Below are 11,447 nucleotides of genomic sequence, written 5' to 3' on the forward strand. Positions count from 1 at the left end.
TTAGGGAAACGCCCGGTTACATTCCGAACCCGGAAGCTAAGCCTTTCAGCGCCGATGGTACTGCAGGGGGGACCCTGTGGGAGAGTAGGACGCCGTCGAACAATCATTGTGGACTAGCCCCGCACCATTCATGGTGCGGGGCTTTTCTGCGTTCTGGAGGTGTTCGTACCCCTGTGTGCTCGGTGGCTGTGGCTGAGGGTAGGGTCGGGGACATCATTGGCACGTTTCCTCAGGAGGCCCCCGGGTGGAGGTCCAGGAGACCCGCGTTCAGACGGACCGGGTGCTCACCATCCCGAACATCCTCAGCATGGCTCGCCTCGCCGGCGTGCCTTTGTTTCTGTGGCTGATTCTCCTGCCCGTGTTCGGTGGGCCCAAGAGCGATGGCTGGGCATTGCTCGTGTTGATGCTCAGCGGCATCAGCGACTATCTCGACGGAAAGCTCGCCCGTCGCTGGAACCAGATCAGCAAGCTCGGGCGGCTGCTCGATCCTGCGGCTGACCGGCTGTACATCCTTTCCACCTTGCTCGGACTCACCTGGCGCGAGATCCTGCCGCTGTGGCTCACAGCTGCCCTTTTGGCCCGTGAGCTCATGCTCCTGGTGATGGTCGGCATCCTCCGCAAGCACGGCTATCCGCCGCCGCAGGTGAACTTCCTGGGGAAAGCCGCTACCTTCAACCTCATGTACGCCTTCCCGTTGCTGCTTCTCAGTGACGGAACCGGGTGGCTGCCGTCACTGGCTGCTATTTTCGGATGGGCGTTCGCTGGATGGGGTACAACTCTGTATTGGTGGGCAGGAATCCTCTACGTGGTCCAGGTCCGCCGGCTGGTGAAGGCGGAGACCGCGGCCGATTGAGCCTGCCGATTGTGGCGCTGTCCGGCGCCCGATTGTCTGCGCATGATGCCTCTCGGGCAGTCCCGGACGGGCGAAGTCGGCTAGACCGTCGTCTCTCTTCGAGGAGGACTTTTCCGACATGAAGGCCGTCGTGATGGCTGGTGGTGAAGGCACGCGCCTTCGCCCCATGACCTCGAGCATGCCCAAGCCGCTCCTGCCGGTTGCCAATCGGCCGATCATGGAGCATGTGCTACGGCTGCTCAAGCGGCATGGGCTCAATGAAACCGTCGTGACCGTGCAGTTTCTGGCCTCGCTCGTCAAGAACTACTTCGGTGACGGCGAAGAGCTTGGAATGGAGCTCACCTATGCCAATGAGGAGAAGCCACTCGGCACTGCCGGCAGTGTGAAGAATGCCGAAGAAGCATTGAAGGACGATGCCTTCCTCGTTATCTCTGGCGATGCCCTCACCGACTTCGACCTCACTGATCTGATCAGATTCCACAAGGAGAAGGGCGCGCTGGTCACGGTGTGCCTGACCCGGGTGCCGAACCCCCTGGAGTTCGGCATCACGATTGTGGATGAAGCAGGAAAGGTCGAACGGTTCCTGGAGAAGCCCACGTGGGGGCAGGTCTTCTCGGACACTGTTAATACGGGCATCTACGTCATGGAGCCCGAGGTGTTCGACTATGTCGAGGCGGACGTCTCTGTCGACTGGTCCGGTGATGTCTTCCCTCAGTTGATGAAGGAAGGCAAGCCGATCTACGGCTACATCGCCGAGGGCTACTGGGAGGACGTCGGCACGCACGAGAGTTACGTCAAGGCGCAGGCCGACGTACTCGAGGGCAAGGTCGACGTGGATCTCGACGGTTTTGAGATCTCTCCCGGTGTGTGGGTGGCCGAAGGCGCCGAGGTGCATCCGGACGCGGTGCTGCGCGGGCCTCTCTACATCGGTGACTACGCCAAGATCGAGGCCGGCGTTGAGCTGCGTGAGCACACGGTCGTGGGCTCCAATGTGGTCGTCAAGAGCGGGGCGTTCCTCCATCGGGCCGTCGTGCATGACAACGTCTACATCGGCCAGCACAGCAACCTGCGCGGCTGTGTCATCGGCAAGAACACCGACATCATGCGGGCCGCCCGGATCGAGGACGGCGCCGTCATCGGGGACGAGTGCCTCGTCGGTGAGGAATCGATTGTTCAGGGCAATGTGCGGGTCTACCCGTTCAAGACGATCGAGGCCGGTGCCTTCGTCAATACCTCGGTGATCTGGGAGTCCCGGGGCCAGGCGCACCTCTTCGGCGCGCGTGGTGTCTCCGGGATTCTGAACGTGGAGATCACTCCGGAGCTGGCTGTTCGCCTCGCGGGCGCCTATGCCACGACGCTCAAGAAGGGTGCGACGGTCACCACCGCGCGTGACCACTCGCGTGGTGCGCGAGCGCTGAAGCGGGCGGTGATCTCGGCGCTGCAGACGAGCGCCATCGACGTACGCGACCTGGAGAACGTACCGCTGCCTGTGGCACGTCAGCAGACGGCGCGGGGCAGTGCCGGCGGCATCATGATCCGGACGACTCCGGGTGTGCCGGACTCCGTCGACATCATGTTCTTCGACGAGCGGGGCGCGGATCTGTCGCAGGCCGGGCAGCGGAAGCTGGACCGGGTGTTCGCGCGGCAGGAGTACCGGCGGGCCTTCCCCGGTGAGATCGGTGACCTGCACTTTCCGGCCAGTGTCTTCGACTCCTACACCGGGTCGCTGCTGCGGAACCTCGACGTAACGGGTATCGCCGACTCGGGGCTCAAGGTTGTCGTCGACGCTTCCAACGGAAGCGCCGGCCTTGTTCTGCCCAGCCTCCTCGGGCGGCTCGGGGTCGACGCGCTGACCATCAATCCGGGGCTGGACGAGTCCAGGCCTACCGAGACGATCGATTCACGCCGCTCCGGTCTGGTGCGGCTCGGTGAGATCGTCGCTTCGGCGCGGGCAGCCTTCGGGGTGCGGTTCGACCCGGTGGGTGAGCGGTTGTCGCTCGTCGACGAGCGTGGGCGAATCATCGAGGACGACCGGGCGCTGCTGGTGATGCTCGACCTTGTCGCGGCTGAGCGGCGCAGTGGGCGGGTGGCGCTGCCGGTGACGACTACCAGGATCGCCGAGCAGGTCGCGGCGTACCACGGAACGCAGGTGGAGTGGACGACCACCTCGCCGGACGACCTGACGAGGGTCGGCCGTGAGGAGTCCACCATCTTCGGTGGTGACGGGCGCGGCGGCTTCATCATTCCGGAGTTCAGCAGTGTCTTCGACGGCGCGGCGGCCTTCGTGCGGCTGATCGGGCTGGTGGCCAGGACGCAGCTCACGCTGAGCCAGATCGACGCGCGGATACCGCGAGCCCATGTGCTGCGGCGTGATCTGGCCACGCCGTGGGCTGTGAAGGGTCTCGTCATGCGCCGCGTGGTCGAGGCCGCCGGAGAGCGGTTCGTGGACACGACCGACGGTGTGCGGGTGGTTGAGGCGGACGGGCGATGGGTGATGGTGTTGCCCGACCCCGCGGAGGCTGTCACTCATTTGTGGGCCGAGGGGCCCGATGACGATTCGGCCCAGGCGCTGCTCGACGAGTGGTCCGCGGTCGTGGACAGCGCAGGTCACTGACGTGTGACCGGTGTGCCGGACGGGGTGCGACGCCGCCGTCCGGCACACCGGTGGGGCCATTCGGTGGTAGCTGCCGCGACGTGCGACGATGTGCGGCATGTCGCAGCAGTCCCCTGATCGGAGCACCTCTCCGCCACCTCGGCGCCCCGACGCGTCCATGTCGCTGCTGACCAATGTGATGGACCACAGCCTCGACGACGGTTACGCGGAGGCGACCGCCCGCAGGAAGGCCGACGGCACCGAAGGCATGCCGCGCTCGATGCGCGCGAAACTCGGATTGGCGGCCGGCCTTGTGCTTGCCGCGCTGGTCGTCACCGTCGGTGCCGCGCAGGCGCGGATTGAGGCGCCGGTGATCGCCAAGGAGCGCGAAGAGCTCATCAGCCGGGTTGAGGCGGAGACCGCGGCGGCGGACCAGATCGAGGAGAACGTCGACAAGCTCCGGGCCGAGGTGGGAGAGCGCCAGCGCAAGGCGCTGGAGAAGCACGGTGGGGACCAGGGCGGGCTGGTGGCTCTGCTGTCCGGTGCCACGGCGGTGCAGGGGCCGGGTGTGAAGCTCGTCGTCGACGATGCCAAGGACAGCGACGAGGGTGGCGGCGGGCCGCGGGAGAGCACCAGCTTCTCCGATACGGGCCGGCTGCGGGACCGGGACATGCAGCGGGTCGTCAACGGCCTGTGGTCCTCGGGTGCGGAGGCGGTGGCCATCAATGGCCAGCGGCTGACGTCCCTGTCGGCGATCCGGGCCGCCGGCGACGCCATACTGGTCGACAACAGGCCGCTGGTGCCCCCGTATACGGTGCTGGCGGTGGGGCCGGGGGAGCGGCTGAGTACCAGATTCCAGGACAGCGCCGATGGCCAGTACCTGCGTGTGCTGCAGGAGAGCTACGGCATCCGCAGGAGCATTTCCGTTCAGGACGACGTCCGGCTTCCCGCCGCGCCGAGCCTGATCGTACGTACAGCAGAGCCGCTGGTCGCGGGGGCCGGGCAGGACGCGGCCAACACAGGGAAGGGCACATCGTGATCGCCGTACTGGGCCTCGTCGTGGGAGTCGTGGTCGGACTGTTGGTCCGGCCCGAGGTACCGGCGGTGGTCGAGCCGTATCTGCCGATTGCCGTCGTCGCGGCGCTCGACGCGGTCTTCGGTGGCCTGCGGGCCATGCTCGACGGAATCTTTGTCGACAAGGTCTTCGTGGTCTCGTTCCTGTCGAATGTCGTGGTGGCGGCCCTGATCGTGTTCCTGGGTGACAAGTTGGGCGTCGGCGCGCAGCTGTCCACGGGCGTGGTCGTGGTGTTCGGCATCCGGATCTTCTCCAACGCGGCGGCGATTCGCCGTCACGTGTTCCGGGCGTGAGGCAGATGAGTACAGAAGACAACTCGCAGCGAGACAGCCCGCAGCGCGACGAAGAGGCACCGCAGGCTCAGGAGCGGCCGGCTCAGCGGCCCGCGACGGGGCGTCAGCGGCTGATCACGGCGCTCTGGCCGCCGCGGGTCACTCGGGCGCAGCTGATCGTGGCGCTGCTGTTGTTCGTGCTGGGGCTGGGACTCGCCATTCAGGTCAGGTCGAACAGCGACGACAGTTCGCTGCGCGGAGCGCGTCAGGAGGACCTGGTGCGCATCCTCGACGAGCTGGACGATCGTACGCAGCGACTCGAGGACGAGAAGCAGAAGCTCGACGATCAGAAGACCGAGCTGGAGAACAGCTCGGACCAGGCCGAAGAGGCGCGCAAGCAGACGCTGGAGAAGGAGCGTCAGCTCGGTGTGCTGGCCGGCACGGTGGCGGCGCAAGGGCCCGGCATCACGTTGACGATCACGGACCCGCACTCCACGGTCGAGGCCGACATGCTGCTGGACGCGATCCAGGAACTGCGTGCGGCCGGTGCGGAAGCGATCCAGATCAATGACGTCAGGGTCGTGGCGGACACGTACTTCTTGGACAGCGGCAGCGGAATCGAGGTGGACGGGCGGAAGGTCACCGCGCCATACCGCTTCGAGGTGATCGGCAAGCCGGAGGACCTGGAGCCCGCGCTCAACATCCCTGGCGGGGTTGTCCAGACCCTGGAGGAGGAGCGGGCGGTCGCTACGGTTGTCCGCTCCCAGAAGATCGTCGTGGATGCCTTGCGACCAGCGAAGCAGCCTGACTACGCTCAGTCGTCATCGCAGTGAGGCGGGGGCGCATGGGGGCACGGGGACAAGGGCATGAGGTTGCGGGGGGTCGGCGCACCGAAGGCATGGTGCGTGGTGGAAACTGTTTGGTGGATACGGACGTTGTGAAGATGTCCGGTTCGGCAGGTGTGTTCATTCAGGGTTCGTCCTGCCCCACGGGCGGGTCTGTTTCAGTCAAGGGGAATCGCCCGTGAAGTTGTTTGGGAAGTTGTTCGGCAAGAGTGCACGCGAGGACGGTGCGAACAGCACTGCGCGCCACCGTGCTCAGCGCGGTGGAGAGGCTGACGAGCAGGGTGGTGAGCGCCCGCTCTTCCGGGACGAGGTCGCTGGTCCGGGCGGTGACATTTCGGGTGGACCGGGCGCGTCGTCTGTTGACCCCGCTGGTCCCGGCCGCATAGGTTTCGGGGAATCGTCAGCCTCAAGTGCCCCTCAGGGGCAGCCGCGGCAGGAGGATCCGTCCATGTCGGCCTTGCCGGTTTGTACGAGGTGCGGGCACCGCAATGCCGAGGCCAGTCGTTTCTGTTCCAACTGTGGAGCACCGCTGCGGGCCGGGGTGGCCGCCGAGCGTCCCTCGGAGACGACGTCGACGATCTCCATCTCCGGGCTCGAGGCGTACGAGGCGGAGGCGACGGGACAGACCGCCGCTCCGTCGCTCTCGCCGGAGGCCCAGGCGGCCGTCGACGCCCTTCCGCTCGGTGCGGCGCTCCTGGTGGTGCGCCGCGGCCCGAACTCGGGCAGCCGCTTCCTCCTGGACGGCGAGCTCACCACGGCCGGCAGGCACCCGCAGAGCGACATCTTCCTCGATGACGTGACTGTCTCGCGGCGGCACGTGGAGTTCCGCCGGGGTGCGGACGGCGGGTTCACCGTCTCGGATGTCGGCAGCCTCAATGGCACCTACGTCAACCGGGAGCGGATCGACTCGGTCCCGCTGTCGAACGGCGACGAGGTGCAGATCGGTAAGTACCGGCTGGTCTTCTACGCGAGCCAGCGGGCCATCTGACCCGTACGGGAAGGTCCATGCAGCGAACACCGACGGGCGGTGCCGGAAACGGCACCGCCACCGCGGGCGACCGGCTGGTGAGTATTGGCACCGTGCTGAACCTGCTGCGTGACGAGTTCCCCGAGGTCACCATCTCCAAGATTCGTTTTCTGGAGACCGAGGGACTCGTCGAACCGCAGCGGACGCCCTCCGGCTACCGCAAATTCAGCCCCGACCATGTCGAGCGGCTGGCCCAGGTGCTGCGTATGCAGCGCGATCACTACCTTCCGCTCAAGGTCATTCGTGAGCACCTCGACGCGCTGGAGCGCGGTGAGCAGGTGCGGCTTCCGGTTGCCGGTGGGCCGGGCGAACCGCCCGACGACGCGCCCGGGCACGGGGCCGACAGGCCGACCGCGGCCCGGATCGGACGGGACGAGCTTCTGGCGGCCGCCGAGGTCGGCGAGGAGGAGCTCGATGTCTGGGAGTCGTACGGCTTGATCTCGCCCCTGCCGGGTGGCGGTTACGACGCCGAGGTCGTCACGGTGGCCAAGCTTGTCGCCGATTTTGGCCGGTTCGGTCTGGAGCCGCGGCATTTGCGCGCCGTGAAAGCGGCGGCGGATCGTGAGGCCGGCCTGGTCGAACAGGTGGTCGCGCCGCTGCGCCGACACCGGAATCCGCAGACCAGAGCCCATGCGGAGGCCACCGCCAAGGAGCTCGCGGAGCTGTCCGTCAAGCTCCATTCGGCCCTCATTCAGACAGCCCTCGGCGTGCGGCTGCACTGAGCTCGGGGGAGCCCGACTACCCAAACCTGCCAGGCACGTCCTAGGGTTGCTGTGTGAACGAGCTCGACGTCGTAGGTGTCCGGGTAGAAATGCCCTCGAACCAACCGATCGTGCTCCTGCGTGAAGTGGGAGGCGATCGGTACCTCCCCATCTGGATCGGGCCGGGGGAGGCGACCGCGATCGCCTTCGCCCAGCAGGGGATGGCTCCTGCCAGGCCGCTGACCCACGACCTCTTCAAGGATGTACTGGAAGCGGTCGGCCAGGAGCTCACCGAAGTCCGCATCACCGACCTGCGGGAAGGGGTCTTCTACGCCGAGCTGGTCTTCGCCAGCGGAGTCGAGGTGAGTGCGAGGCCTTCGGACGCCATAGCGCTGGCCCTGCGCACCGGAACGCCGATCTACGGCAGTGACGGCGTGCTGGACGACGCGGGGATCGCGATTCCTGACGAACAGGAGGATGAGGTGGAGAAGTTCCGCGAGTTCCTCGACCAGATCTCTCCCGAGGATTTCGGGACCAACAGCCAGTGAGCCGCGCACGCCGTGCGCCAGGCGCTGTCCGCGCATTCGAGTAGCCTTTCCCCGAAGTGGGGCACGGGAAACCACTCTCAGGGTGATTATCACTCGGCGTGCCGAGTGTGGCGATCGTTGACGCACCCCGGGTGACTGCCTACCGTCGACAGGGCAGGTCAAGGACGGAGGTCGGCGTGAGAAGCAGCGGCGACGGTACGGTGGCGGGCGGGCCGTATCCGCTTCACGGCAGTGCGGTCGACCCTCTGGTGGGGCGGCAGGGCGTGACGTCGGCCATGGGCGGGACGACGGCGGCCGATACCAGTGCGAGCACGGAGAGCATCGGGTACCGGGGGCCGACCGCGTGTGCGGCGGCGGGGATCACGTACCGGCAGCTCGACTACTGGGCGCGTACGGGGCTGGTGGAGCCGAGCGTGCGGCCCGCTTACGGGTCCGGCACCCAGCGTCTTTACAGCTTCCGCGATGTCGTCGTCCTCAAGATCGTCAAACGATTCCTGGACACCGGTGTCGCGCTGCAGAACATTCGCGCCGCTGTGCAGCACCTGCGGGCGCGGGGATTCCAGGATCTTGAGCGGATGACGCTCATGAGCGACGGGGCGACGGTGTACGAGTGCTCGTCGCCCGACGAGGTCGTCGAGCTGCTCCAGGGCGGGCAGGGCGTCTTCGGGATCGCCGTGGGTGTGGTGTGGCGGGACGTGGAGAGCGCGCTGTCCCAGCTGCACGGCGAGCGCGTCGATACGGGCGAGACGCTGGTCGGGCACAACCCCACTGATGAGCTCGCACGGCGCCGTAACAAGGCCGGCTGAGCGGGCGGTACCTCTTCGGCCTCTTCTGTCCCTATGACGCGCTGCCGGGCGCCGATTCGACGCGCTGCCGGACACCCGATTGTCAGTGCCGTACGGCAGCATCGGTGGTGTGAGATCCGCGCCGACCATCCTGCATCTGGACATGGATGCCTTCTTCGCCGCCGCAGAGCAGGCAGCGAAGCCGAGTCTGCGCGGAAAGCCGGTGGTGGTCGGGGGGATCGGGACCCGCGGGGTCGTCGCCACCGCGTCGTACGAAGCCAGGCGCTTCGGGGTGCATTCCGCGATGCCGGTGGCGCAGGCGCGCCGGCTGTGCCCGAACGCGGCCTATCTGATGCCGCGCTTCGCTCTCTACCGGTCGGTCAGCGAGCAGGTCTTGGAACTGCTCGGACGGCTTTCCCCGCTGGTGGAGCCGCTGAGCCTGGACGAGGCGTTCGTGGACCTGGAGGCGGGCGGGGTGGCCGACGACTCGGCCTCGGCCCGCAGGGCGGGAGAGCTGCTGCGGGCCGACATCAGGGCCGTCACGGGGCTCACGGGGTCTGTGGGGCTGGCGGGCTCCAAGATGCTTGCGAAGATCGCGTCTGAGCAGGCCAAGCCGGACGGACTGGTGCTCATTGAGCCGGGGACGGAGCGGGAGCTGCTGGCGCCGATGCCGGTGCGCATTCTGCCCGGCGTCGGGCCGGCCACTGGCGAGCATCTTCGGCGGGCGGGGATGACGACCGTCGCCGACCTGGCGGAAGCGGGCGAGGACGAGCTTGTACGGCTGCTGGGGAAGGCGCACGGGGTGTCGCTGTACCGAATGGCCGTCGGGCACGACGAACGGCCTGTAGTGGCCGAGCGGGATGCGAAATCGGTGTCGGTCGAGGACACCTTCGAGGTCGATCTGCACGACCGGGTCCGGGTCAGGAACGAGGTGGTGCGGCTGTCCGACCGGTGCGTGCAGCGGTTGCGGGCGGCGGGGCGGTCCGGGAGGACCGTGGTGCTGAAGGTGCGCAGGTACGACTTCTCGACGCTGACGCGGTCGGAGACGCTGCGTGGGCCGACGGACGATCCGACGGTGGTGCGGGAGGCCGCGGGGCGGCTGCTGGAGTCGGTGGACACCACGGGTGGCGTGCGGCTGCTGGGCGTGGGAGTCACGGGGCTCGCCGACTTCACGCAGGAGGATCTGTTCGCGCAGGCGGCCGATGCGGCGGTGGCCGGTTTGGCGGTGGCCGGCGGGGAGGCGGAGGCGGAGGCGGGTGGTGGCGGGGAGGCGGTGGTGACGGGTGGGCCGGTGGTTCCGGTGCCTGAGCCGCCTCCGGAGCGGCGGTGGCTGGCCGGGCAGGACGTGCGGCACGCCGAGTACGGAGCGGGGTGGGTGCAGGGCAGTGGCGTCGGGCGGGTGACGGTGCGGTTCGAGGAGCCGACGTCGCCGCCGGGGCGGGTGCGGACCTTCAAGGTGGACGATCCGGATCTGGTGGCGTCGGAGCCGCTGCCGTTGGTGGGGGTGCGGGTGGGTGGGGACGGGGACGGAGCGTCGTCGGCCTCGCGGCCGGAGTCCCTGCCGGGGGCGGGGGAGGAAATGCCGCGTCTTTAGCGGGGCTCGAGTTGTCCTGCCCGGGGCTTTGGTGCGCCGGTTTCTTTCCCCCACCCCGCCCCTTCCCGAAACTGGGGGCGAGCCCCCAGGCCCCCGGACGCCCTGCGGGCGTGTCCTCAAGCGCCGGACGGGCTGATAGGGGAAGGGGGGCGGCTGAAGCCTGTAGCCCGGGATGCCCTTGGGCCGGGTTCTCCAGCGCCGGACGGGCTGGTTCCGGGAAGGGGCGGTGGTCGAAGCCTGCAACCCCAGGTGCCCCCCGGGCGGGGCACCGCCGGATGGGGTGGGTGCCGGGGCTGGTGTGGAGTGGCGGGCGGGGTGGGTGCCGGGGGGTGTGGCTTCGGGGGGTGGGCCCCGGGCGGCCTTGGGGTGGGGTGGTGTCAGCTTGGGGGGTCTTCGCCTGCCAGGTGGCCGAAGTCCCGGTCGGGGGCGGGGGAGGCGATGTCCAGGCCGTAGTGGTGGTAGAGCTGGAGTTCCTGCTCGGGGGAGAGGTGGCGGCCGACGCCGAAGTCCGGGGCGTCCCGGATCAGGGCGCGGTCGTAGGGGACGCGGAGGGAGTCGTCGACGACCTTGCTGGGCTCCAGAGGGACGAAGGCGTCACGGCTGAACAGCCCGGTGCGTACCGCCGCCCATTCGGGGACTCCCGTGGCGTCGTCGAGGTACACCTCGTCCACTGTTCCGATCTTGGTGCCATTGCGGTCGTATGCCTTGCGGCCGATCAGGCTGCGCGGATCGATGTCGGTCTGCACGGTCCCTCCAACTGATCGCAGCTGGTTCGTATGCCCCGTAAAGCCTACGAAAGGGCACATCTGTGGACTCGGCCACTCGAGGGATCCACGACGGGGCTCGCTGGTAGGCTGGCCAATGGCTGCTGACCCCGTGCGGGAGAGTCTCCGGTGAATATGCCGGAGACGCCGAAGGAGCAAATCCTCCCCGGAATCTCTCAGGCCCCCGTACCGCACGGACGAGGTCACTCTGGAAAGCAGGGCGGGTTCCGTATGGATCCCTTCCTCACCGACGGTGAAAGCCGGAACGACCCTCGACGTCAGCGACGTCACGCGCGCGGTCTTCCGGTGAAGCTCTCAGGTTGAGATGACAGAGGGGGAGGCCGTCCGGGTACCCGTGTCGTGGTGCCCCTCGCAGGTCGTGTCAGACCA

11 protein-coding genes, 1 rRNA gene and 1 riboswitch are annotated in these 11,447 nt (G+C 67.7%); of the genes, 11 read left to right on the forward strand and 1 reads right to left on the reverse strand.

Annotated features, from left to right (window positions below; translation table 11 throughout):
• The 11 genes from rrf to ABZX79_RS23660 form a co-directional block, all read left to right on the forward strand.
• Positions 1-101: ribosomal RNA gene (rrf, locus tag ABZX79_RS23610) — 5S ribosomal RNA — on the forward strand; the annotation flags it as partial.
• A gap of 143 nt (positions 102-244) precedes the next feature.
• Positions 245-853, forward strand: coding sequence for a CDP-alcohol phosphatidyltransferase family protein (locus ABZX79_RS23615; protein ID WP_355261027.1), 609 nt, complete (start codon positions 245-247; stop codon positions 851-853).
• A 118-nt stretch (positions 854-971) separates the two neighbouring features.
• A complete protein-coding gene (locus tag ABZX79_RS23620; protein WP_355261030.1) occupies positions 972-3,467 on the forward strand; it encodes a mannose-1-phosphate guanyltransferase in 2,496 nt (831 codons plus the stop codon).
• 97 nt (positions 3,468-3,564) lie between these two features.
• Positions 3,565-4,485 carry a DUF881 domain-containing protein gene (locus tag ABZX79_RS23625; protein ID WP_355261033.1) on the forward strand — a complete coding sequence of 307 codons (921 nt, stop codon included), beginning with the start codon at positions 3,565-3,567 and terminating at the stop codon, positions 4,483-4,485.
• Positions 4,482-4,814, forward strand: a complete 333-nt coding sequence (locus tag ABZX79_RS23630; RefSeq protein WP_023543062.1) for a small basic family protein — start codon at positions 4,482-4,484, stop codon at positions 4,812-4,814. The genes ABZX79_RS23625 and ABZX79_RS23630 overlap by 4 nt, the downstream gene beginning before the upstream one ends.
• 5 nt (positions 4,815-4,819) lie before the next feature.
• Positions 4,820-5,626 (forward strand): DUF881 domain-containing protein, encoded by an 807-nt coding sequence (locus ABZX79_RS23635; RefSeq protein WP_355261036.1) that lies wholly within the window; start codon positions 4,820-4,822, stop codon positions 5,624-5,626.
• A gap of 82 nt (positions 5,627-5,708) precedes the next feature.
• Positions 5,709-6,626 carry an FHA domain-containing protein gene (locus ABZX79_RS23640; protein WP_355261537.1) on the forward strand — a complete coding sequence of 306 codons (918 nt, stop codon included), beginning with the start codon at positions 5,709-5,711 and terminating at the stop codon, positions 6,624-6,626.
• 17 nt (positions 6,627-6,643) lie between these two features.
• Positions 6,644-7,387: a MerR family transcriptional regulator gene (locus ABZX79_RS23645; protein ID WP_355261039.1), complete on the forward strand. Its 744-nt coding sequence runs from the start codon at positions 6,644-6,646 to the stop codon at positions 7,385-7,387.
• Between the two features lie 53 nt (positions 7,388-7,440).
• Complete coding sequence (locus ABZX79_RS23650; RefSeq protein ID WP_006123076.1) at positions 7,441-7,914, forward strand: bifunctional nuclease family protein; 474 nt, start codon at positions 7,441-7,443, stop codon at positions 7,912-7,914.
• A gap of 176 nt (positions 7,915-8,090) precedes the next feature.
• Positions 8,091-8,720 (forward strand): MerR family transcriptional regulator, encoded by a 630-nt coding sequence (locus ABZX79_RS23655; RefSeq protein ID WP_355261042.1) that lies wholly within the window; start codon positions 8,091-8,093, stop codon positions 8,718-8,720.
• 109 nt (positions 8,721-8,829) lie between these two features.
• Positions 8,830-10,293 (forward strand): DNA polymerase IV, encoded by a 1,464-nt coding sequence (locus tag ABZX79_RS23660; protein ID WP_355261045.1) that lies wholly within the window; start codon positions 8,830-8,832, stop codon positions 10,291-10,293.
• Between the two features lie 377 nt (positions 10,294-10,670).
• Here ABZX79_RS23660 and ABZX79_RS23665 read toward each other — a convergent pair whose 3' ends face one another.
• The gene (locus ABZX79_RS23665) at positions 10,671-11,039 is read right to left on the reverse strand and encodes a PRC-barrel domain-containing protein (RefSeq protein WP_355261047.1); all 369 of its coding nucleotides are present in this window, start codon (positions 11,037-11,039) and stop codon (positions 10,671-10,673) included.
• Between the two features lie 123 nt (positions 11,040-11,162).
• Positions 11,163-11,259: riboswitch (glycine riboswitch) on the forward strand.
• Positions 11,260-11,447: the final 188 nt, after the last annotated feature.

The organism is Streptomyces sp. NPDC002994 (assembly GCF_040611155.1).
Taxonomy (GTDB): domain Bacteria; phylum Actinomycetota; class Actinomycetes; order Streptomycetales; family Streptomycetaceae; genus Streptomyces.

Coding starts and splice junctions, on each gene's coding strand:
- ABZX79_RS23620 (WP_355261030.1), top strand. CDS start 972: ATGAAGGCCGTCGTGATGGCTGGTGGTGAAGGCACGCGCCTTCGCCCC.
- ABZX79_RS23625 (WP_355261033.1), top strand. CDS start 3,565: ATGTCGCAGCAGTCCCCTGATCGGAGCACCTCTCCGCCACCTCGGCGC.
- ABZX79_RS23635 (WP_355261036.1), top strand. CDS start 4,820: ATGAGTACAGAAGACAACTCGCAGCGAGACAGCCCGCAGCGCGACGAA.
- ABZX79_RS23645 (WP_355261039.1), top strand. CDS start 6,644: ATGCAGCGAACACCGACGGGCGGTGCCGGAAACGGCACCGCCACCGCG.